At 66.3% G+C, this 20,732-nt stretch carries 20 protein-coding genes and 1 pseudogene; 6 read left to right on the top strand and 15 right to left on the bottom strand.

Annotated features, from left to right (window positions below; all coding sequences use genetic code 11):
- Window positions 1-8: 8 nt before the first annotated feature.
- Genes ABS761_RS01130 through msrB form a run of 4 tightly spaced genes read right to left on the bottom strand, consistent with a single transcriptional unit; the run spans window position 9 to window position 2,030 of the window.
- Window positions 9-797, bottom strand: coding sequence for a peptidylprolyl isomerase (locus ABS761_RS01130; RefSeq protein WP_350406092.1), 789 nt, complete (start codon window positions 795-797; stop codon window positions 9-11).
- Entirely contained in the window at window positions 794-1,075 is a 282-nt protein-coding gene (locus tag ABS761_RS01135; RefSeq protein ID WP_350406094.1) for a BolA family protein, read from the bottom strand. The genes ABS761_RS01130 and ABS761_RS01135 overlap by 4 nt, the downstream gene beginning before the upstream one ends.
- On the bottom strand, window positions 1,072-1,632 hold the full coding sequence (locus tag ABS761_RS01140) for a septation protein A (protein WP_350406096.1): 561 nt from the start codon (window positions 1,630-1,632) through the stop codon (window positions 1,072-1,074). Before ABS761_RS01140 ends, ABS761_RS01135 begins: the two co-directional genes overlap by 4 nt.
- Window positions 1,629-2,030: a peptide-methionine (R)-S-oxide reductase MsrB gene (msrB, locus tag ABS761_RS01145; protein WP_502881355.1), complete on the bottom strand. Its 402-nt coding sequence runs from the start codon at window positions 2,028-2,030 to the stop codon at window positions 1,629-1,631. The genes ABS761_RS01140 and msrB overlap by 4 nt, the downstream gene beginning before the upstream one ends.
- Before the next feature lie 217 nt (window positions 2,031-2,247).
- On the opposite strand from msrB, the gene ABS761_RS01150 reads away from it, so the two are divergent.
- From ABS761_RS01150 to ABS761_RS01165, 4 genes are read left to right on the top strand one after another with little or no spacing between them, the layout of a single operon-like run.
- Window positions 2,248-3,417 (top strand): ABC transporter substrate-binding protein, encoded by a 1,170-nt coding sequence (locus ABS761_RS01150; RefSeq protein ID WP_350406099.1) that lies wholly within the window; start codon window positions 2,248-2,250, stop codon window positions 3,415-3,417.
- Window positions 3,418-3,446: 29 nt separating this feature from the next.
- Window positions 3,447-4,484, top strand: a complete 1,038-nt coding sequence (locus ABS761_RS01155) for a branched-chain amino acid ABC transporter permease (RefSeq protein WP_350406100.1) — start codon at window positions 3,447-3,449, stop codon at window positions 4,482-4,484.
- Between the two features lie 2 nt (window positions 4,485-4,486).
- Window positions 4,487-6,304 (top strand): branched-chain amino acid ABC transporter ATP-binding protein/permease, encoded by a 1,818-nt coding sequence (locus ABS761_RS01160; RefSeq protein WP_350406102.1) that lies wholly within the window; start codon window positions 4,487-4,489, stop codon window positions 6,302-6,304.
- Entirely contained in the window at window positions 6,301-7,080 is a 780-nt protein-coding gene (locus ABS761_RS01165) for an ABC transporter ATP-binding protein (RefSeq protein WP_350406103.1), read from the top strand. The genes ABS761_RS01160 and ABS761_RS01165 overlap by 4 nt, the downstream gene beginning before the upstream one ends.
- On the opposite strand, the gene ABS761_RS01170 is transcribed toward ABS761_RS01165, so the two are convergent.
- The 11 genes and pseudogenes from ABS761_RS01170 to ABS761_RS01220 form a co-directional block, all read right to left on the bottom strand.
- Window positions 7,034-8,053 carry a branched-chain amino acid ABC transporter permease gene (locus ABS761_RS01170; RefSeq protein ID WP_350406105.1) on the bottom strand — a complete coding sequence of 340 codons (1,020 nt, stop codon included), beginning with the start codon at window positions 8,051-8,053 and terminating at the stop codon, window positions 7,034-7,036. The two genes, ABS761_RS01165 and ABS761_RS01170, sit on opposite strands and share 47 nt — an antisense overlap.
- A complete protein-coding gene (locus ABS761_RS01175; protein ID WP_350406107.1) occupies window positions 8,050-8,937 on the bottom strand; it encodes a branched-chain amino acid ABC transporter permease in 888 nt (295 codons plus the stop codon). Before ABS761_RS01175 ends, ABS761_RS01170 begins: the two co-directional genes overlap by 4 nt.
- A 93-nt stretch (window positions 8,938-9,030) precedes the next feature.
- Window positions 9,031-10,309, bottom strand: a pseudogene (locus ABS761_RS01180) (ABC transporter substrate-binding protein).
- Between the two features lie 43 nt (window positions 10,310-10,352).
- A complete protein-coding gene (locus ABS761_RS01185) occupies window positions 10,353-11,063 on the bottom strand; it encodes an ABC transporter ATP-binding protein (RefSeq protein WP_350406108.1) in 711 nt (236 codons plus the stop codon).
- Complete coding sequence (locus tag ABS761_RS01190) at window positions 11,060-11,833, bottom strand: ABC transporter ATP-binding protein (protein WP_350406109.1); 774 nt, start codon at window positions 11,831-11,833, stop codon at window positions 11,060-11,062. Before ABS761_RS01190 ends, ABS761_RS01185 begins: the two co-directional genes overlap by 4 nt.
- A gap of 90 nt (window positions 11,834-11,923) precedes the next feature.
- The gene (gene nth / locus ABS761_RS01195) at window positions 11,924-12,571 is read right to left on the bottom strand and encodes an endonuclease III (RefSeq protein ID WP_350406110.1); all 648 of its coding nucleotides are present in this window, start codon (window positions 12,569-12,571) and stop codon (window positions 11,924-11,926) included.
- Window positions 12,568-13,179, bottom strand: coding sequence for an RnfABCDGE type electron transport complex subunit B (locus ABS761_RS01200; RefSeq protein ID WP_350406112.1), 612 nt, complete (start codon window positions 13,177-13,179; stop codon window positions 12,568-12,570). Before ABS761_RS01200 ends, nth begins: the two co-directional genes overlap by 4 nt.
- A 58-nt stretch (window positions 13,180-13,237) precedes the next feature.
- Entirely contained in the window at window positions 13,238-14,452 is a 1,215-nt protein-coding gene (locus ABS761_RS01205) for a polyhydroxyalkanoate depolymerase (RefSeq protein WP_350406113.1), read from the bottom strand.
- A gap of 223 nt (window positions 14,453-14,675) precedes the next feature.
- Window positions 14,676-15,002 (bottom strand): ferredoxin FdxA, encoded by a 327-nt coding sequence (fdxA, locus tag ABS761_RS01210; RefSeq protein WP_350406114.1) that lies wholly within the window; start codon window positions 15,000-15,002, stop codon window positions 14,676-14,678.
- Between the two features lie 137 nt (window positions 15,003-15,139).
- On the bottom strand, window positions 15,140-16,321 hold the full coding sequence (pobA, locus tag ABS761_RS01215; protein WP_350406116.1) for a 4-hydroxybenzoate 3-monooxygenase: 1,182 nt from the start codon (window positions 16,319-16,321) through the stop codon (window positions 15,140-15,142).
- 299 nt (window positions 16,322-16,620) lie between these two features.
- Entirely contained in the window at window positions 16,621-17,124 is a 504-nt protein-coding gene (locus ABS761_RS01220) for a flavodoxin family protein (RefSeq protein ID WP_350406117.1), read from the bottom strand.
- 82 nt (window positions 17,125-17,206) lie between these two features.
- Here ABS761_RS01220 and ABS761_RS01225 point away from each other — a divergent pair, with 82 nt between their 5' ends.
- Both ABS761_RS01225 and trpB read left to right on the top strand, forming a co-directional pair.
- On the top strand, window positions 17,207-19,399 hold the full coding sequence (locus ABS761_RS01225; protein WP_350406118.1) for a RelA/SpoT family protein: 2,193 nt from the start codon (window positions 17,207-17,209) through the stop codon (window positions 19,397-19,399).
- Window positions 19,400-19,527: 128 nt separating this feature from the next.
- Window positions 19,528-20,727: a tryptophan synthase subunit beta gene (trpB, locus tag ABS761_RS01230; RefSeq protein WP_350406119.1), complete on the top strand. Its 1,200-nt coding sequence runs from the start codon at window positions 19,528-19,530 to the stop codon at window positions 20,725-20,727.
- The last annotated feature ends 5 nt before the right edge of the window (window positions 20,728-20,732 follow it).

The following is a 20,732-nucleotide window of genomic DNA, read 5'->3' on the forward strand; positions in this document are numbered from 1 at the left end:
GGGGGGCCTCAGTCGGCCGATTCCTCGATCTTGGCGTTCTTGATCAGGTCGGCCTGGTACGCGGCCAGGGCCTGCTGACGCTGCATTTCCTCGAGCTGGGGTTTGACCTCGTCAAAGGGCGGGAAGGTGATCGGACGGACGTCCTCGACCTGGATGACATGCCAGCCGAACTGCGTCTGCACGGGCTTTTCGCTGAGCTGGCCTTTTTTCATGGACTCGACCGCCTGGGCGAATTCAGGCACGTAGTTGCTGGAGGGGCCCCAGCCGAGCTCGCCGCCGTTCTTGCCGCTGCCGGTGTCGATGGAGTCCTTTTTCGCGGCCGCCTCGAAGGTGGTCTTGCCGGACTTGATCGCCTTGGTCAGCGCCACGGCCTGTTGCTCGTCCTTGACCAGGATGTGCCGCAGCTTGTATTCCTGGCGCTGGCCCTGCTCGGCCTTGATCGCGTCGTAGTCCTTGCGCAGCGTCTCTTCGGTGATGGGGTTGTCGTTCAGGTACTTGGTCATCAGGGCGCGCACCAGGATGCCCTGGGTGGCGAGCTCGGTTTCCTGGCGCACCGTCGGATCCTTTTCGAGGCCGGCCTTCTTGGCGGCCTGGACGGCCACCAGGCGGTTGATCATCTCCTTTTTCACCTGGGCGCGCAATTGCGGGGTGTCCTGTGCGCCTTGGGCGATCAGCAGGCTGACGAACTGGTCATAGTGTTCCTGCGTGATGGCCTGGCCGTTGACCTTGGCGATGTCCTTGGCGTGGACCGGCAGGGTCAGGGTGCAGGCGATGGCCAGAGCGGCGAGTCGTTTCATGGGTGTCCTTCGGTTTGAGTGGTGCCGGCCGTGATGGCCAGCGCGTGGATGGGGTGGGGCATCAGGTCGCGCACGCAATCATACACAAGGCGGTGACAGGCCAGCGTGCCGATGCCCTCGAAGCGTTTGGACACGATCCGCACGCGAAAGTGCCGTGCCCCGCCCTGGGCGCCGGCGTGGCCCACGTGCAGGTGGGATTCGTCGTGGATTTCGAGCACGACCGGGTCGAGCGTGGCGAGGCGCTCGGTGATGAGGGCCTGGAGCGGATCGTGGCTCATGCGTCGTCGCGCCCGGGGGCCTCGGACTGGATGTGGCGTCCAAGCCAGATAGATTGGCCCACGGCGAAGACCAGCAGCAGGGCCATGAGGCCGAAGACCTTGAAATTGACCCATTGCGCCTCGGTGAAACGGCCCGAGAAGGCCACGTACAGGTTGAGCGCGCCCGAGGCGATGAAGAACAGCGCCCAGCTGTCGTTGAGGCGGCTCCAGGCGCCGTCGGGCAGGGCGATTTTTTCGCCCATGAGCTTGCGCATCAGGTTGCGCCCGAAGACCAGGCGCGCACCCAGCAGGATCGCGCCGAACAGCCAGTACAGCACCGTGGGCTTCCATTTGATGAAGGTATCGTCGTGCAGCAGCAGGGTTGCGCCGCCGAATACGATGATGACGGTGAGGTTGATCCAGTGGGTGGCCTCGATGGCCCGCCCGGTCGCCTTCAGCCACGCGATCTGTGCGACTGCGGCGATCATGGCCACCGCCGTGGCCGTGAAGATATCCGCGAACTTGAACGCCAGGAAGAACAGGATCAGCGGGAACAGGTCGAACAGGAACTTTTTCATTCGGTCGGTGCGAAGCGCAGGGACAGGGAGTTGATGCAGTAGCGCAGGCCCGTGGGAGGCGGGCCGTCGGGAAAGACGTGGCCGAGGTGGGCGTCGCAGACGTTGCAGAGAATTTCGGTGCGCGCCATGCCGTGGCTGGTGTCGTGTTCCTCGCGCACATGGGCCGGATCGATGGGCTGGAAATAGCTGGGCCAGCCGCAGCCCGCATCGAACTTGGTGTCGGAGGCAAACAGCGGCGTGCCGCAGCACACGCAATAATAGGTGCCGGCCTGGCGGGTGTCCCAATAGCGTCCGGTGAAGGGCCGTTCAGTGTGCTTGAGCCGGGTGACCGCGAATTCCTCAGGGCTGAGCCGGGTGCGCCACTGCGCCTCGGTGCGGGAGACCTTGTCCACGTCCATACTCCACATCCATACCCGCGATCTTGCGGTAAACAATCTATCTTAATCGACTTTGAGAGCGGCCGCAGTCCTGCGCGGGCCATGCAATAAGGGCATATATAGCAACGAATTGCGTCTACCTGAGTTATTATGGCGCCCGGCTGCATCTTTATTGCCGCGGCCGCGGCGATTGCCCGGCCTGGATTGCTCAACCCATGCCAATCGGACGGAGACATTCATGAAATTCACCAAAACGATCGGGCTCACCCTGTGCGCCGGCGCCCTGCTGGCCACGCTGCCCCTGGCCTCGTCGGCGCAGATCAAGGTCGGCGTCACGGTGTCGGCGACTGGCCCCGCCGCCTCGCTGGGCATTCCCGAGCGCGATACCGTGGCCCTGCTTCCCACAGAGATCGGCGGGCAGGCGGTGCAGTACATTGTGCTGGACGATGCAACCGACACCACCCAGGCGGTCAAGAACATCCGCAAGTTCACTGCCGACGACGGCGTGGACGTGGTGCTCGGCACCTCGGTGACACCCGCCTCGCTGGCTATGTCCGACGTCGCCGCCGAGACTGGCACGCCCATGATCAGCGTGGCCGCCAGCGCCAAGCTGGTCGAGCCGGTCGATGGCCCCCGCAAGTGGGTCTTCAAGACCCCGCAGAACGATGCGCTGATGGCGCGCGCCCTGGCCGACGCCATGGTCAAGCAGGGCGTCAAGACCCTGGGTTTCATCGGCTTTAGCGACGCCTACGGCGACGGCTGGTTCCAGGAAATGTCAGCCGCGGCCAAGGCCAAGGGGATCCAGGTCCTCGGCGACGAGCGCTTCGCGCGCGCCGACACGAGCGTCACCGGCCAGATCCTCAAGCTGCTCTCGGCCAGTCCCGACGGTATCCTGATCGCCGCCTCGGGCACGCCCGTGGCGCTGCCGCAGCGCGAGTTGGTCAACCGGGGCTACAAGGGCACCATCTACCAAACCCATGGCGCGGCCAATAATGATGTGCTGCGCGTCTGCGGCAAGGACTGCGAGGGCATGATCCTACCGGCCGGGCCGCTGCTGGTGGCCGACCAGTTGCCCGACAGCCATCCGGTCAAGCAAAGCGCGCTGGTCTACAAGAAGGCCTACGAGGACAAGTACGGCGCGGGGACCATCAATACCTTTGGCGGCCATATGTGGGATGCCGGCAAATTGATCGAGCGGGCGATTCCCGAGGCGCTGAAATCCGGTGCCAAGCCCGGCACGCCCGAGTTTCGCGCGGCGCTGCGCGGCGCGCTTGAGCAGGTCCACGAGCTGCCCGCCTCGCAGGGGGTGTTCAATATGAGCCCCACCGAGCACGCGGGCCTGGACGAACGCGGCCGGGTGATGGTCAAGGTCGTCGGCGGCAAATGGACTTATCAGCCCGATCTGTAGGCCCCGGCTTCCGGCGTCACGAGTTGTAGATGGACCTCACCATTGCCTTGATCCTGCTGCAGGATGGCGTCATGAATGGCGCCATCTATGCCTTGTTGGGTCTGGCCCTGGTGCTGGTGTTCGTGGTGACCCGGGTGATCTTCATCCCGCAGGGCGAGTTCGTCACCTTCGGCGCGCTCACCCTGGCCTTCTTGTCCAACGGCAGGATCCCGGGCACGGTCTACCTGCTGATGCTGCTGGGCGCGCTGGTCTTCGTCGTCGAACTGGCGGCGGCCTGGCGCGGCCGGGACTGGAGCGGCCTCGTGCGCTCCGCCGTCTGGTCCCTGGCGCTGCCGGGCGCACTCTACGGCCTGGCGCCCGTGGCCGCCGCCGAAGGCACGCCCCTGTGGCTGCGGGTGCTGTTCTCGCTGGCGTTGGTCATCCCCCTGGGGCCGATGATCTACCGTCTGGTGTACCAGCCCGTCGAGCAGGCCAGCGTGCTGGTGCTGCTCATCGTTTCGATCGCCGTGCATTTCGCCTTCACCGGCCTGGGCCTGGTGTTCTTTGGAGCCGAGGGCTGGCGCACGCCGCCTCTGGTCGAGGGCAGCGTGCAGATGGGGCCGGTCGCCTGGACGGCGCAGACTTTCGCGGTGCTGGCCACCTGCGCGATCCTCATCGTCGGCCTGTGGTTGTTCTTTGGTCGCACCCTCTATGGCCGTGCCTTGCGCGCAACCGCGGTGAACCGCCGCGGGGCGCGCCTGGTGGGCATCCGCACCAGCGTCGCCGGCAAGCTGACCTTCACGCTGGCGGCGGCGATCGGCGCGCTCTCGGGCATGCTGATCGCGGCCATCACGACCATCTATTACGACACGGGCTTCCTGATCGGCCTCAAGGGTTTCGTGGCCGCGATCTTCGGCGGCCTGATCAGCTATCCGGTCGCCGCATTCGGTGCCCTGTTCGTCGGCGTTCTCGAGGCGTTCTCGTCGTTCTGGGCCAGCCCCTTCAAGGAGGCCATCGTCTTCACCTTGATCATCCCCGTGCTGCTGTGGCGCTCGCTGGGCGCCGCGCACGTGGATGAGGAGGAATGAGGATGCGCACCCGCCACCTGCTGGCCGGCATCCTCGTTCTGCTGGCGGCGCTTCCGCTGATTCCGGGCTTGCCGGTGTTCTGGATCACCCAGATGAACTACATCGGGCTCTACAGCCTGGTGGTGCTCGGGCTGGTGCTGCTGACCGGGGTGGGCGGGCTGACGTCCTTTGGCCAGTCGGCGTTCGTGGGCCTGGGCGCCTATGCCACCGCCTGGCTGAGCACCACGGCGGGCCTCTCGCCCTGGGTGGGCCTGGTGGCCGGCCTGGCGCTCACGGTGCTGGTGGCCTATGTGCTCGGCGCGATCACCTTGCGCCTGTCCGGGCATTTCCTGCCCCTGTGCACGCTGGCCTGGTGTCTGGCCCTCTATTATCTGTATGGCAACCTGGATTTCCTCGGGCGCTACGACGGCATCGCCGGCATTCCGGCGATTTCTCTGCTGGGCTGGTCGCTGGGGCCCGGCGAGCGCATGTACTACTTGATCTGGATCCTGCTGCTGCTGGCGATGTGGGCAACCCACAACCTGCTGCACTCGCGCTCCGGCCGCGCCATCCGGTCCTTGCGCAGCGGCTCGATGGCCGAATCCTTCGGCGTGGATCTGGCGCACTACAAGGTCGTCATATTCGTCTATGCGGCGCTGCTGGGCGGCCTCTCGGGGTGGCTGTACGCGCACATGCAGCGCGCCGTCAGTCCCAGCCCTTTTGGCCTGGGCTATGGCATCGAGTACCTGTTCATGGCGGTCGTCGGCGGCATGGGCAGCGTCTGGGGCGCGGTCGTGGGCACCGCGGTGGTGCTGATCGTCAAGGATCAATTGCAAAACGTGTTGCCCGGGCTGGTCGGCACTTCGGTCAACGTCGAGCTGCTGGTGTTCGGCGTCTTGATGGTGCTGGTGCTGCAGCACGCGCGCGACGGCGTCTGGCCGGCGCTGGCGGCGGCGTGGAGGCGCCTGGGCGGACGCGGTGAATCGCGCGCTGTGGCCGTCGAGGTCCTCGAGGCGGCGCGTCCGCTTGCGCGGCGCGGGCGGCCCGCGGCGGGCGAGTCCGTGCTGCGGGTGGCGGGAATCCGCAAGACCTTTGGTGGGCTGGTCGCCGTCAACGATATCAGTTTCGAGCTGCGCGCCGGCGAGATCATGGGCCTGATCGGCCCCAACGGCGCGGGCAAGAGCACGACCTTCAACCTGATCAGCGGCGTCACGCCGCTGTCGGGCGGCGAGGTCCTGTTCATGGGCCGGCGCATCGACGGCCGTCCGGCGCACGAGATTGCGCGCATGGGCATCGCCCGCAGCTTCCAGCACGTGCAGATCATGCCGGACATGTCGGTGCTCGAGAATGTGGCCCTGGGCGCGCACTTGCGCAGCCGCGCCGGCGTGGTGGCCGCCGCCCTGCATGCCGAACGCGCCAGCGAGGCCTCGTTGCTGCGCGAGGCGGCCGAACAGTTGCGGCGGGTGGGGCTGGGCGAGCATATGCACGAGCTCGCGGGCAACCTGCCCCTGGGCCGCCAGCGCATCCTCGAGATCGCCCGGGCACTGGCCTGCGACCCGGTGCTGCTGATGCTCGACGAGCCGGCCGCCGGCCTGCGCTACAAGGAAAAACAGGATCTCGCCGAGGTGCTCGACCGCTTGCGCGGCGAGGGCATGAGCATGCTGCTGGTCGAGCATGATATGGATTTCGTGATGAACCTGACCGACCACCTCCTGGTGATGGATTTCGGCACCCGGCTGGCCGAGGGCCGGCCCGAGGACGTCCAGCGTGATCCGGCCGTGCTCGAGGCGTACCTGGGCGACTGGGATGACGAGCCGGCCGCGGCCGAGGTGCGCGCATGAGCCCCCAGACAACCTCCGCGCCGGACGCGGCCGACGTGCTCGTCGTGCGCGGCCTGTCCGCCCACTACGGCAAGGTCGCGGCCCTCAGCGAGCTGTCGATTCGCGTGGGTGCCAGCCGGATCGTCACGGTCATCGGCGGCAATGGGGCGGGAAAATCCACGCTGTTGAACGCCATCATGGGTGCCTTGCCGGCTGGCGGCCACAGTCGCGGCTCGGTGGATTTCCTCGGGCATGCGGTCCACGACTGGGCCATCGAGCGCAAGGTCGGGCAGGGCATGTCGCTGGTGCCCGAGCGCCGGGAACTGTTCGGCAGCATGTCGGTCGAGGACAATCTGCTGCTGGGCGGCTTCAGGCTCTACCAGGCCGGGGTGCGGGGCTGGCGCGAGACCCTGGACCAGGTGTTCGAGCTGTTTCCCCGTCTGCGCGAGCGCGCGCGCCAGCAGGCGGGCACGCTCTCGGGCGGCGAGCGCCAGATGTTGGCCGTGGGTCGCGCGCTCATGGCGCAGCCACGTCTGTTGATGCTCGACGAGCCCAGCCTGGGCCTGGCGCCGCGCATCGTGCGCGAGATCTTCCAGACCATCGCGCGTCTGCGCAGCACGGGCGTCTCGATCCTGCTGGTCGAGCAAAATGCCAGGGCGGCGCTGCGCGTGGCCGACTACGGCTACGTACTCGAGACCGGCGACCTGGTCCTCGAAGGCCCGGCCGGCGAGTTGGCCGGCCATCCGCGGGTCATCGAGAGTTATCTGGGGCTGGGGCGCCGGGCGCAGTCTCACTAGCGTGGGCGGGGCGCCGGGCGCGCCGGTGCAGCCATTCGCCGACGATGCCGCGGCGAAAGGCCATCACGCACAGGATGAAGATCAGCCCGATCACGATGGTCACCGATTCGCCCAGGATACGGAACCATTCGATGCCGGTTTGCTGCATCAGGAAGCGCCCGAGCTCGCCGACCTTGTTCTCCAGGGCCACCACGATCACGGCGCCCAGCACCGGGCCGGTGAGCGTGCCCATGCCGCCGATCAGCGTCATCAGGATCACCATGCCCGACATCTGCCAGGTGGCGTCCGAGAGCGTGGCCGAGACGAACACCAGCGCCTTGGTCGCGCCGGCCAGCCCCGAGAGCGTGGCCGAGAGCACGAAGGCCAGCAGCTTGAAGCGGTCGGTGTCATAGCCCAGCGAGACCATGCGCGGCTCGTTCTCGCGGATCGCCTTGAGGGCCTGCCCGAAGGGCGAGTGCACGGCGCGCCAGATGATGGCGTAGCCGATGACGAAGATCGCCATCACCACGTAGTACAGGTGGAGGTCCTGGCGGAGGTCCAGGCCCAGCAGGGTGCCGCGCGGGATGCCCTGCAGCCCGTCCTCGCCGCCGGTAAACGGCGCCTGCAGGAAGTAGAAGAACAGCATCTGCGCCAGCGCCAGGGTGATCATGGCAAAGTAGATGCCGCTGCGCCGGATCGAGAGCAGCCCAAAGAGCAGCCCCAGCAGCGCGGCCGCGGCGGTGCCAAACAACAGCCCCGCCCCCGTGGGCCAGCCCCAGACGGCCAGCGCCTGGCCGCAGGCGTAGGCCGCCAGCCCCAGGAAGGCGGCGTGCCCGAATGACAGCAGCCCGGTGTAGCCCAGCAGCAGGTTGAAGGCGCAGGCAAACAGCGCATAGCACATGACCTTCATGAGGAAGATCGGGTAGCCGCCCAGGGCGGGCAGCGCGGCGATCAGCACGAGGGCTGCGCCGTAGGCAAGCACTTGTCGATTCATGATTCCTTCCCGAACAGCCCGGCCGGGCGCAGCAAGAGCACGATCACCATGATGATGAACACCACGGTGCTGGAGGCCTCGGGCCAGAAAACCTTGGTGAAGCCCTCGATCACGCCCAGGCCCAGGCCGGTGAGGATCGACCCCAGGATCGAGCCCATGCCGCCGATCACCACCACGGCAAAGACCACGATGATCAGGTTCGAGCCCATCAGGGGCGAGACCTGCAGGATGGGGGCGGCGAGCACGCCGGCGAAACCGGCCAGGCCCACGCCAAAGCCGAAGGTCAGCGAGATCATCAGCGGCACGTTCACGCCGAAGGCCTCGACAAGCTTTGGGTTCTCGGTGCCGGCGCGCAGCAGCGCGCCCAGGCGGGTTTTCTCGATCACGAACCAGGTCAGCAGGCACGCCAGGATGGAGGCGACGACCACCCGCGCACGGTAGATAGGCAGGTACATGAAGCCCAGGTTGACACCCCCCGCCAGCAGCTTCGGGGTGGCATAGGGCTGGCCTGAGACGCCGAAGATGCTGCGAAACAGGCCCTCGATCAGCAGGGTCAGGCCGAAGGTGAGCAGTAGTCCGTAGAGGTGATCGAGCTTGTAGAGGTGGCGCAGCAGCAGGCGCTCGAGCACAATGCCGAACAGCCCCACGACGATGGGCGCGGCCAGCAGCATTACCCAGTAGTTCAGGCCCAGGTACTGCAGCCCCATCCAGGCGACGAAGGCGCCCAGCATGTAGAGCGCGCCGTGGGCGAAGTTAATGATGTTCAGCAGGCCGAAGATCACCGCCAGGCCCAGCGAGAGCACGGCATAGAACGAGCCATTGACCAGGCCCAGCAGCAACTGGCCCAGCAGGGCCTGTATGGGTACGCCGAAAAGTAGTGTCATAAGGATGCGGCCGGAAGGGGTCGGGGCGGGTCGGTCATGCGCCCGCCCGTGCGCCCGGTCGCGGGAGCATGGGCGCGGCGCGCCGCGCGGAGCTTACTTCTTCAGCAAGGGGCAGGTGGACGAGGATAGCGGCCCGTAGACGGCCTCGGCCGGCAGGGTCTTGACGATGTTGTAGTAGTCCCAGGGTGCCTTGGACTGGTCGGGGGTCTTGACCTGGGCCAGGTACATGTCGTGCATGGTCAGGCCATCTGCGCGAATGTGGCCTTTTTTCATGAACATATCGTTGATCTCGATGGACTTCAAGTGCGTCATGATGGCGTCGCCGTCGTCCGTGCCCGTGGCCTTGACGGCCTCGAGGTAGGTCTTGGCCACCGAGTAATCACCCGCCTGCAGGAAGGACGGCGCGCGCTTGTGCTGGTCGAAGAAGCGCTTGGACCAGGCGCGCGAGTCGTCGTCCTGATTCCAGTACCAGGCCGTGGTCAGGTACAGGCCGGCGGTATTCTCCAGGCCCAGGGCGTGGACGTCGTTGATGAACACCAGCAGGCCGGCGAGCTTCATCGAGTTGGTGATGCCGAATTCCTTGGCGGCCTTGACGGAATTGATGAAGTCGCCGCCGGCGTTGGCCAGGCCCAGGACCTGGGCGCCGGATGACTGCGCCTGCAGCAGGAAGGACGAGAAGTCTGTGGTGGCGATCGGCGCGCGCACCGCGCCCAGGACCTTGCCGCCGTTGGCCTCGACGACCTTGGAGGTGTCTTGTTCGAGCGAGTGGCCGAAGGCGTAGTCGGCAGTCAGGAAATACCAGGTCTTGCCGCCTTCGCTGACCACGGCTGAGCCGGTGCCGTTGGCCAGCGCGATGGTGTTGTAGGCATAGTGCACGGTATAGGGTGTGCACTGGGCGTTGGTCAGGGCGGAGGAACCCGGTCCGACGGCCATAAAGGGTTTTTTCTTTTCGGCGGCGACGGCGGCCATGGCCAGGGCCGTGGCGGAGTTGGTGCCGCCGATCAGCATGTCGAGGTTCTGCTGGTCGAACCATTCGCGCGCGCGCGCCGAGGCGATGGGTGCCGCCCGCCAAGACGGCGCTCGAGGTCTACCCGAACCATTCGCGCGCGCGCGCCGAGGCGATGTCGGCCTTGTTCTGGTGGTCGGCGGTCAACAGCTCGATCTTCTTGCCGTTGATCTCGCCACCCATGTCGGCGATCGCCATGCGGATGGCGTCGGCCCCCGCGTTGCCGTCGATGTCGGCGTAGACGCCGGACATGTCGGCGATGAAGCCGATGCGGATCACGTCGTCGGAAATGCCGGCCGCGTGGACGTTCATCGCCAGCCCGAGGCCGGCGAGGGTCAAAGCGGTCGATAGCGTACGCAATTTCATGGGGTGGTCTCTTAGTGTTGCCGGCGAGCCGGCTGAATGGATCTCAGACGCCGAGCAGGTTGTCCAGAATTTGCCGCTTTTCGTCGAGCTGCGCGGCCTTGAACCGCTCGACGATCTGGCCGTGCTCCATGACGTAGAACTGGTCGGCCAGGGGCGCGGCAAAATGGAAGTTCTGCTCGACCATGACGATCGTGTAGCCCTTGGCCTTGAGCGCGGTGATCATGCGCGCGAGCGCCTGCACGATCACCGGCGCCAGCCCCTCGGAGATCTCGTCGAGCAGCAGCAGGTTCGCGCCGGTGCGCAGGATGCGCGCCACCGCCAGCATCTGCTGCTCGCCGCCCGACAGGCGCGTGCCCGGAGAATGGCGACGCTCTTCGAGATTGGGGAACATGTCGTAGATCTCGGCCAGCGACATCCCCCCGCCCAGCGTCTCGCCCACCGTCGGGGGCAGCAGCAGGTTCTCCTCGCACGAGAGCGAGGCAAAGATGCCGCGCTCTTCGGGGCAATAGCCGATGCCCAGGTGCGCGATGCGATAGGTCGGCAGGTGGATCGATTCGGTGCCGCGGATGCGAATCGAGCCCTTGCGGCTGCCCGTCAGCCCCAGGATCGCACGCAGCGTGCTCGTGCGCCCGGCCCCGTTGCGCCCGAGCAGGGTCACCACCTCGCCCGGCTCGACGCGCATGTCCACCCCGTGCAGCACATGGGACTCGCCGTACCAGGCGTGCAGGCCGGAGATTTCAAGCGCCGCAGTCATCCGTGAGCTCCTTCGAGTTCGCCCTGGGTTGTGCCCATATAGGCCTGCATGACCGCCGGGTCGCGGGATATCGCCGCGTAATCGCCCTCGGCCAGCACCGCGCCGCGCGCCAGTACGGTGATGCGGTCGGCGATGGACGAGACCACATTCATATTGTGTTCGACCATCAGGATGGTGCGCCCGACACTCACCTGTTTGATGAGCTGGGTGACGCGTGCGACGTCCTCGTGGCCCATGCCCTGGGTGGGCTCGTCGAGCAGCATCAGGCGCGGCTCCATCGCCAGGGTGGTGGCGATTTCGAGGGCGCGCTTGCGCCCGTAGGGCAGGTTCACGGTCTGCTCGTCGGCCAGGCCGGCCAGACCGACCTCGTCGAGCAGTTCGCGCGCGCGCCCGTTCAGGCGGTCCAGGCCACGGTCGCTGCGCCAGAAATGGAATGATTGCCCCAGCGCGCGCTGCAGGGCGATGTGCACGTTCTCGAGCACAGAGAGCTGGGGAAAGACGGCCGAGATCTGGAAGGAGCGGATGATGCCCTTGCGCGCGATTTGGGCCGGGCGGTCGCGGGTGATCTCGGCGCCATCATAGAAAATCTGGCCCGAGGTGGGCTCGAGAAACTTGGTCAGCAGGTTGAAGCACGTGGTCTTGCCCGCCCCATTGGGGCCGATCAGGGCGTGGATATGCCCCTGGCGTACTTGCAGGTTCACATCGTCGACTGCGACAAAGCCGCGAAAGGCCTTGCTCAGCCCCCGGGTCTCGAGTATGTGGCCGCCCATGTGGATGCGTTCCCCGTCGATGTGATTGTGCTTCAGTATCGATCTTTGACCTTTGAAGCGCTATCCGGGTTTTACATGGTGTCCCTTGCGTCAGGGCTTGCCGTTCGGCTGGGTCTTGTGCGTGTACTCGCACAAATCCCGGATGCCGCATTGCGGGCACTTGGGTGTGCGCGCGACGCAGACGTAGCGGCCGTGCAGGATCAGCCAGTGGTGGGCGTCGAGCAGATACTCGGCGGGCACGCGCTTGAGCAGGGCCCGCTCGACGGCCAGCACCGTCTTGCCTGGTGCCAGGCCTGTGCGGTTGGCGACGCGAAAGATATGTGTGTCCACCGCCATGGCCGGTTGCCGGAAGGCGGTGTTGAGAATCACGTTGGCCGTCTTGCGGCCCACGCCCGGCAGGGCCTCGAGCGCCTCGCGAGTGTCCGGGACCTGGCCGCCGTGGCAGGCCAGCAGGAGTTCGCAGGTGCGAATCACGTTGCGCGCCTTGGTCTTGTACAGGCCGATCGTGCGGATGGCCTCGGCCAGGCCGTCCTCGCCCAGCGCGAGCAGCCCTTGCGGCGTTCCGTGCTCGGGAAAGAAACCGCGCGTGGCCAGATTCACCGACCGGTCGGTGGCCTGCGCCGAGAGGATGACTGCGATCAGGAGCTGGAACGTGCTGCCGTATTCCAGCTCGGTGCGGGGTTCAGGGTTGGCCGCCTGGAAACGGCGAAAAATTTCTCGACGGGAGTTTTGGTTCATGAGCGGCGGGCGCGCGCCTGGGCGAGCGCCTGGGCGATGCGTGCATGTTTGGCCTCGTCGCCGGCGGGTGCGGCCAGGGCGGGCTTGTTGGACAGGGTGCGGGCGGCGGGTCCGGCGGACTCGTCGTGGCGGCGCAGCAACCGGGTATTGCGCGCTTGGTAGCGCGTTCTTGCGTGGCGGGCGTCCTCGGAGCCCCAGGCCCGGTCGGCGGGCACCATCGTGATGCAATCGACCGGGCAGGGCGCGACGCAGCGCTCGCAGCCGGTGCAATCCCCTTCGAGCACCGTATGCATCAACTGGTTGGCGCCGACGATGGCGTCCACCGGACAGGCCTGGATGCACAGTGTGCAGCCGATGCAGTGTTCTTCATCGATCAGGGCGATGCGGAAAGGCTGGTGTGTGCCGACGGCCGGATCCAGCGCCCGTTCGGGGCGCTCGAGCAGTGCCGCCAGCGCGGCGATGGTCCGCGGGCCGCCCGGGGGGCAGCGGTTGAGATCGGCCTCGCCCGCCGCGATCGCTTCGGCATACGGGCGGCAGCCCGCATAGCCGCATTGCATGCATTGCGTCTGTGGCAGGAGGGCATCGATGGCGTCGGCGAGAGAGGGCATGCGCGGGAGCACGCCGCGCGCCGCCTGGCGCTGGCGTGGTTGAGGTCGGCGGACCCGACTAGTGTGAACGGATGAATGCCGAGATTTTAGGACAGATCTGCTCGCGCCAGCGCCGCCCCGAGAAAATCCCGTAGTGGCCACATTCGGCGGCCGTGTAGGCTTGCCGCATGGATCGGGGCAGCGAGCGGCACAGGTCGTGGGCGGCGTGGGTCTGGCCTTCGCCGGAGATATCGTCGAGCGCACCCTCGACCGTCAGCAGGGCGGTGCGGCGGATGGCGGCGGGATCGACGCGCTGGCCGTCGACGAACCAGTTGCCCCGCGGGAGCTGGAATTCCTGGAACACCGTGCGGATGGTGTCGAGGTAGAACTGGGCCGGCATGTCGAGCACCGCGTTGTATTCGTCGTAGAAGCGGCGGTGGGCCTCGGCATCGCTGTCGTCGCCTCGCAGCAGATGCAGGTAGTAGTCGTGGTGGGAGCGCAGGTGGCGGTCGGGGTTCATGGCCACAAAGCCCGCATGCTGGAGGAATCCCGGATAGACCTTGCGGCCGGCACCGGGGTAGCGCGCGGGCACCCGGTGGATGAGGTTGTCCTCGAACCACGCGTAGGGCTTGGTCGTGGCCAGCCGGTTGACTTGGGTCGGGGATTTGCGGCAGTCGATCGGGCCGCCCATCATCGTCATGGAGCGTGGCTGACAGGTGGCCTCTTCGCTCGCGAGCAGGGACACCGCCGCGAGCACCGGGACCGTGGGCTGGCAGACCGAGACCACGTGGACGTCGGGGCCCAGGTGGCGGATGAAGTCCTGGATGTAGCGCACATAGTCATCCAGGCCGAATGTGCCCTCCGAGGCCGGGACCATGCGGGCGTCGAGCCAGTCGGTCACATAGACGTCATGCTCGGACAGGAGCGCGCGCGCGGTGTCGCGCAGCAGCGTTGCGTGGTGGCCCGAGAGCGGGGCGACCAGCAGCACCCGCGGATCGTGACGGCGCGTCTCGCGGCGAAAGCGGACCAGGCGGCAGAATGGCCGCGAGAGCGAGATCTCCTCGATGACCGGGACGGTGTGGACGCCCGTTTTGACGCTGGAGATGTTCCAGGCAGGCTTTTCGTAGTCCTTGCCCAGGCGGTGCACCAGCTCGTAGGCGGCGGCGAACTGGCGCGAGAGCGGCGTATAGGCCAGGGGACTGTAGGGGTTGGAAAATAACTGTGAACTGGTGTCGGTGAAAGCGGCCAGGGGTGCCAGGAATGAGCGTTGTAGTTCGTGCAGGTCGTACAGCATGGGGCGTCCGCGTTCCAATCGAATGTGTACTTAAAGTAACGGAATTTGATGGGGGACGGTACCCGAAACCCCTTGGGTACGGGTTTTCCCCATTCCCTGAAGAGGGGGATGTGGCGTTTTTATGACGTCATGCGATAAAGCGCCGCCCGGATGGGTGCCGTGGCGCCCACGGCTTCCCTCGGGGGGTGGTCGCCGCGACCCGGCGCCAGACCGTGGTCTCTGTTTAGGGGCGCTCGAGGTATTTGAGCTTGTCGGCGACGCCGTTCCATTCGTCGGCGCCGTCCAGCGCCCCCACCGAGCGGTTGATGGGCTTGAATTCGGGCGAGAGCTCGGCATTCAGGGGGATGTAGTCGAGCTGATCCTGCGGCACGTCTTCTTCGGCGAAGATCGCGTTGGCGGGGCATTCGGGGACGCAGACCGCGCAGTCGATGCATTCTTCGGGATCGATCACCAGAAAATTCGGGCCCTCGCGGAAGCAATCCACCGGACAGACATCGACGCAGTCGGTATATTTACATTTAATACAGTTTTCGGTGACGACGTGTGTCATGGTTCGGGCTCCGGCAATCGATCGGGCCGGCGCGCGGATCGGGTTTCCGCGCGCGGCCTAAGAGGGATTTTACCGAAAATGTTCGGGTGAACCCGGATTGCCCTGCGTGGAGGGTGGGCTTGGCGCCGTAAAGCGGCCTATGCGACGGACTCGTAGGGCAGCCCGACGTAGTTTTCGGCAATGGTGGTGCGCCCTGCGACCGTGCTGGTGTAGTAGTCCTGCTCGGCCCGCTGGATGCGCTCGCTGAAGGGGTCATCGTTGAAAGTATGCAGCAGCATCGTCATCCACCATGAAAAGCGCTCGGCCTTCCAGATGCGCCGCAGACAGATTTCGGAGTATTTTTCCAGCAGTTCGGCACGCCCGTCGTGATAGGTGCCGCGCAGCGCGTGATAGAGGGTGTAGACGTCGCTGGAGGCGAGGTTCAGGCCCTTGGCGCCGGTGGGCGGCACGATGTGCGCCGCGTCGCCCACCAGGAACAGGCGGCCGAATTTCATGGGCTCGGCGACGAAACTGCGCAGGGGAGCGATGCTCTTTTCCAGCGACGGGCCGGTGATCAGCTTGCCGGCAATGTCCTCAGGCAGGCGCGCCGAGAGTTCCGTCCAGAAGCGGTCGTCGGACCAGTCCTCGACGTGCTCGGCCAGGCTGCATTGGAGATAATAGCGGCTGCGCGTGTGGGACCGCATGCTGCACAACACAAAGCCGCGTGGGTTGTGGATGTAGACGAGTTCGTCCTCGATCGGCGGGGTGTCCGACAGCAGCCCGAGCCAGCCAAACGGGTAGACCCGCTCGAAATTCCGGATGGCACCCTGGGGCACCGATTTGCGCGAGACGCCGTGGAAGCCGTCGCAGCCGGCGATGTAGTCGCATTCGAGTTCGATCCGCTCGCCGTCCCGGGTAAAGGACACGCGTGGTTTTTCGTCCATGAAATCATGCAGTTCCACGTCGGCCGCCTCGTAGATGATGGGTGCGCCGCTGGCGCGGCGCGCATCCATCAGGTCGCGGGTGAGCTCGGTCTGGCCATAGACCAGCACCGAATGGCCGCCGGTGAGGCCCTTCATGTCGATGCGCTCGCGGCGCCCCTGGAAGGAGAGGCTGAAGCCGTCATGGACCAGGCCGTCGGCATCCATGCGCCGGGCGACGCCGGCCTCGCGCATAAGGTCGACGAAGCCGTATTCGAGCACGCCGGCGCGGATGCGCCCCAGAACGTAATCGGGGGTTTTGGATTCGAGGATGACGGTTTCGATGCCCTGGAGGTGCAGCAATTGGCCGAGCAGCAGGCCCGAGGGGCCTGCGCCGATGATGGCGACTTGGGTTTTCATGGGATGTCTCCTGGTGTCGGGGGGTGCAGGATGACATCATCGGCCGGAAGAGCCGAGATTGGAATGTCTATTTGGGCAGTAAAGTTGTCAAAATGACATATATAGGTATATTTTAAATAAATCTAAAAAACGTATATTTTAGGTATCGAATATTTTCGATTGTTTATTTAATCTATTGTTTTATATGATAATTATTTGAAATTGTAGCGGCTATATATTCAGGATCTGTGATCGAAATGAGGGATATCCGGAATAAGTTAATTTGTGCTTACGGCATTTCCTAGAAAGGCCACCCGCCCTCACAGCAGCAGCGCGGCCAGTGTGCCGCCCAGCGTCGCGCCGCGCTCCAGCCATGGCTCGGGGACGGTTTTGGGCGCCAGGATCGCCTCGGGGGTCTGGGCGCGCATGGGCACGATCAGGGTCGGGGCGGCCTGCGCCAGGCGCCAGCCGGTGCAGATGCGTTCGATCTGGCGCTGGGCGCCCTGGCCGTCCGACCCCGCGGTGACGATTGCGGCGTATGGGCGGCCATTGAGGCGGTCGAGGACGGCGTAGTAGTTGCGGTCGAGGCATTCCTTCATGGCGCCGCTCAGGCTGCCGAGGTTTTCGGGCGCGGCGAGGATCAGGCCGTCCGCGGCCAATAGCGCCTCCGCGCCCGTGTCTTCGGCGCGCAACATGCACAGAATGAAATTCTCGCCAGCCCGCAGCTCGTCGGCGATTGCCTGGGCACCGCGCGCCGCGGCCTGGGCCATCTGCCGCGCCGCGCCGGTGCGCGAATGCCAGATGATTGTCAATTGCTTCGGCATGGCGGCTCCTACGTCATGATGCGACTCACGGTAGTATAGGGGCCTGAGAAGCCCGTATTCGCCCCGCGTGTTGCCGATACCCATGAGCGCCCCGATCGAATCCGAAACCGCCGACCCATTCGACGCCGCCTGGCTGCAGGCGGCGGGCGATGGTCTGGACGAGGCGGGGCGGGCGTTGCTGGCGCAGGCCGCCGAGTGGGTGCGCGAGCCCCTGCGGGGCATTCGGGCGAGCACGGGCGAGGCGCTGGATGCGCATAGCGCGGGGGTGGTCGCGATCCTGGCCGCGCTGGGGTCGGACGCGGTGACCCGGGCCGCCGCGTTGCTGGCGGTCCAGTCCGCGCCCGCGGGTGAGGCGGCGCGCCAGGATCCGATGCGCAAGGCCTTCGGGCCCGAGGTGATGACGCTGGTGCAGGGCGTGCGCGCGCTGCTGCGCCTGGGCCAGGTCGCCGGGCGCGCAGAGGACGCCGCAGACGGCGACCAAAAGGAAAAACAGCGCAAAATGCTGTTGGCGATGGCCGCCGACTTGCGCATCGTTCTGATGCGCCTGGCTTCGCGGCTGCAATCGCTGCGCTGGTATGCGGGCACACACACGCCGTGTCCGCCCGGCTTCGCGCGCGAGACCATGTCGCTGTACACGCCGCTGGCCAATCGCCTGGGGATCTGGCAGCTCAAGTGGGAAATGGAGGACCTGGCCTTCCGTTTTCTCGAGCCCGACATCTATAAGTCCATCGCGCGCCAGCTCGAGGAAAAGCGCAACGAGCGCGAGGCCTTCATTGACGCGGTGGTGGGGCGGCTGCGCGACGCGCTCGAGGATGCGCGCATTCCGGCCGAGATCCATGGCCGACCCAAGCATATCTACAGCATCTGGAACAAGATGCGCCTCAAGCACCTGGCCTTCGGCCAGCTGTTTGATCTGCGGGCCTTGCGCGTGATCGTCGAGGACGAACGCGCCTGCTATGCCGCTCTGGCCCTCGTGCACGCTCTGTGGACGCCGCTGCCCGACGAGTTCGACGATTACATCGCCCGGCCCAAGCCCAATGGCTATCGTTCGCTGCATACCGTGGTTGCCGACGAGCAGGGCCGCGCCTTCGAGGTGCAGATCCGCACGCGCGACATGCACCAGTTCGCCGAGTACGGCATGGCGGCCCATTGGCGCTACAAGGAGGCTGGTGCGCGCGGTGGACAGGTGTCGGCCAGCGGCGACTACGACCAGAAGATCGCCTGGATGCGCCAGCTCCTGGCCTGGAAGGACGAGGGCGGGCCCGCGCCCAAGGCGCAGGCGGCCGATCGCATCTACGTCATGACGCCGCAGGCACGCGTCATCGAGCTGCCGGCGGGCGCCACGCCGGTGGATTTTGCCTATTACCTGCACACCGACCTGGGGCACCGCTGCCGCGGCGCGCGGGTCGATGGCCAGATGGTGCCGCTGTCCACGACCTTGCAGACCGGTCAGACGGTCGAGATCATCGCCGCCAAGTCCGGCGGCCCCTCGCGCGACTGGCTCAATCCGCAGCTCGGCTTTCTCGCCAGTCCCCGCTCGCGTGCCAAGGTGCGCGCATGGTTCAACGCGATCGAGCTGCAGCAGCGCATCGCCCAGGGTCAGGCCCTGGTCGAAAAGGAATTGCAGCGCCTGGGCCGCACGGCAACCAACCTTGAGCAGCTTGCGCAGCAGCTCGGTTTTGCTCGCGCCGACGACTTGTACGTCGCCGCGGCCAAGGAAGAATTCAGCCTGCGCCAGATCGACCACGTCTTTCGCGAGCCGGTGTCGCCCGCGCAGGCCGAGCGCGACGAGGCCCGCGTCTATGCGAGCGACCAGGGCAGCGTGGCGCGCACCGGCAAGAGCGGCGTGCTGGTCGTGGGGGTGGATTCGCTGCTGACGCAGCTTGCGCGCTGCTGCCGGCCGGCGCCGCCGGACCTGATCGGCGGCTTTGTCACGCGAGGCCGGGGGGTGTCCATCCACCGGCGCGATTGCGCCTCGTGGGCCGCCCTGGCGCAGCGCCATCCCGAACGCATCATCGAGGTCGCCTGGGGCGACACCGGCGGCACCATGTATCCGATCGACCTCGGCATCCATGCGCAGGACCGACCCACGCTGCTGCGTGACCTGTCCGAGGTCTTTGCCCGCCTGCGGCTGCGGGTGGTGCGGGTGACCACGCATAGCCGCCGCTCGTTGGCGCACATGGTGTTCACCATCGAGGTGCGCAACGGCGAGCAGATCGCCCAGGCCCTGGCCGCGGTCAACGAGTTGCCGGGCGTGGATGCGAGCCGCCAGTGATTTTCCGCCCGCATGGCCCTGGCGGCGCGCGCGGGGGCGGCGCTGGTAGAATATCCTGTTTGATCCGGCGCGTCGTTTGTGCCGCCCCCGCGCGGGCCTTCGCCCAGCGGATGTTTTTCGAGAAAGCCTTGGAACCCTATCATCTTCCCGACCCCCAGGGGCATTTCGGCGTATTCGGCGGATCGTTCGTCGCCGAGACGCTGGTGCATGCGCTCGATGCGCTGCGCGAGGCATACGATCGCTATCGCGACGATCCGGAGTTCCAGCGTGAATTCGCCTACGAGCTCGAGCATTACGTCGGACGGCCCAGTCCCGTCTATCATGCGCGGCGCTGGTCCGAGCAGCTCGGTGGGGCGCAGATCTGGTTCAAGCGCGAGGATCTGAACCATACCGGGGCGCACAAGGTCAACAATTGCATCGGCCAGGCCCTGCTGGCGCGCCGGATGGGCAAGCCGCGCGTGATTGCCGAGACCGGCGCCGGCCAGCATGGCGTCGCCACCGCGACGGTGGCCGCGCGCTACGGCCTCGAGTGCGTGGTGTACATGGGCAGCGAGGATGTCCGCCGCCAGGCCTCGAACGTCTACCGCATGAAGCTCCTTGGCGCCACCGTGGTGCCCGTCGAGTCCGGCTCGCGCACGCTCAAGGACGCCTTGAACGAGGCCATGCGCGACTGGGTGACCAACGTCGAGAACACCTTCTACATCATCGGCACGGTCGCCGGGCCCCATCCCTATCCCATGATGGTGCGCGACTTCCAGTCCATCATTGGCCGCGAATGCCTCGAGCAGATGCCGCGCGACGCGGGCCGTCAGCCCGACTACATCCTGGCTTCGGTCGGCGGCGGGTCGAATGCGATGGGAATCTTCCACCCCTATATCGATCATTCGGGGGTGCGTCTCGTGGGCGTCGAGGCGGCGGGCGAGGGCCTGGACACCGGGCGGCACGCGGCCTCCCTCGAGCGCGGCGTGGTGGGTGTGCTGCACGGCAACCGCACCTACCTGCTGCAGGACGCCAACGGCCAGATCACCGAGACCCACTCCATCTCGGCAGGCCTGGACTACCCGGGCGTCGGTCCCGAGCACGCCTGGCTCATGGAGTCGGGCCGGGCCGAGTACGTCGGGATCACCGATCAGGAGGCCCTGGCGGCATTCCACGATTGCTGCCGCATCGAGGGCATCATGCCCGCGCTCGAGTCCGCCCATGCCGTCGCCCACGCGGCCAAGCTGGCCCCGACGCTGCCGCGCGACCAGGTCATCCTGGTGAACCTGTCCGGCCGTGGCGACAAGGACATGCATACGGTCGCTGAGTTCAGCGGCATCACCCTGTGACGGAG

The organism is Castellaniella sp. GW247-6E4, from assembly GCF_040276065.1.
Taxonomy (GTDB): Bacteria; Pseudomonadota; Gammaproteobacteria; order Burkholderiales; family Burkholderiaceae_B; genus Castellaniella.

Bases quoted from the DNA above. Each gene is read 5' to 3' on its own strand.
- ABS761_RS01130 (WP_350406092.1), bottom strand. From the start codon at position 797: ATGAAACGACTCGCCGCTCTGGCCATCGCCTGCACCCTGACCCTGCCG.
- ABS761_RS01135 (WP_350406094.1), bottom strand. From the start codon at position 1,075: ATGAGCCACGATCCGCTCCAGGCCCTCATCACCGAGCGCCTCGCCACG.
- ABS761_RS01140 (WP_350406096.1), bottom strand. From the start codon at position 1,632: ATGAAAAAGTTCCTGTTCGACCTGTTCCCGCTGATCCTGTTCTTCCTG.
- msrB (WP_502881355.1), bottom strand. From the start codon at position 2,030: ATGGACGTGGACAAGGTCTCCCGCACCGAGGCGCAGTGGCGCACCCGG.
- ABS761_RS01150 (WP_350406099.1), top strand. From the start codon at position 2,248: ATGAAATTCACCAAAACGATCGGGCTCACCCTGTGCGCCGGCGCCCTG.
- ABS761_RS01155 (WP_350406100.1), top strand. From the start codon at position 3,447: ATGGACCTCACCATTGCCTTGATCCTGCTGCAGGATGGCGTCATGAAT.
- ABS761_RS01160 (WP_350406102.1), top strand. From the start codon at position 4,487: ATGCGCACCCGCCACCTGCTGGCCGGCATCCTCGTTCTGCTGGCGGCG.
- ABS761_RS01165 (WP_350406103.1), top strand. From the start codon at position 6,301: ATGAGCCCCCAGACAACCTCCGCGCCGGACGCGGCCGACGTGCTCGTC.
- ABS761_RS01170 (WP_350406105.1), bottom strand. From the start codon at position 8,053: ATGAATCGACAAGTGCTTGCCTACGGCGCAGCCCTCGTGCTGATCGCC.
- ABS761_RS01175 (WP_350406107.1), bottom strand. From the start codon at position 8,937: ATGACACTACTTTTCGGCGTACCCATACAGGCCCTGCTGGGCCAGTTG.
- ABS761_RS01185 (WP_350406108.1), bottom strand. From the start codon at position 11,063: ATGACTGCGGCGCTTGAAATCTCCGGCCTGCACGCCTGGTACGGCGAG.
- ABS761_RS01190 (WP_350406109.1), bottom strand. From the start codon at position 11,833: ATGGGCGGCCACATACTCGAGACCCGGGGGCTGAGCAAGGCCTTTCGC.
- nth (WP_350406110.1), bottom strand. From the start codon at position 12,571: ATGAACCAAAACTCCCGTCGAGAAATTTTTCGCCGTTTCCAGGCGGCC.
- ABS761_RS01200 (WP_350406112.1), bottom strand. From the start codon at position 13,179: ATGCCCTCTCTCGCCGACGCCATCGATGCCCTCCTGCCACAGACGCAA.
- ABS761_RS01205 (WP_350406113.1), bottom strand. From the start codon at position 14,452: ATGCTGTACGACCTGCACGAACTACAACGCTCATTCCTGGCACCCCTG.
- fdxA (WP_350406114.1), bottom strand. From the start codon at position 15,002: ATGACACACGTCGTCACCGAAAACTGTATTAAATGTAAATATACCGAC.
- pobA (WP_350406116.1), bottom strand. From the start codon at position 16,321: ATGAAAACCCAAGTCGCCATCATCGGCGCAGGCCCCTCGGGCCTGCTG.
- ABS761_RS01220 (WP_350406117.1), bottom strand. From the start codon at position 17,124: ATGCCGAAGCAATTGACAATCATCTGGCATTCGCGCACCGGCGCGGCG.
- ABS761_RS01225 (WP_350406118.1), top strand. From the start codon at position 17,207: ATGAGCGCCCCGATCGAATCCGAAACCGCCGACCCATTCGACGCCGCC.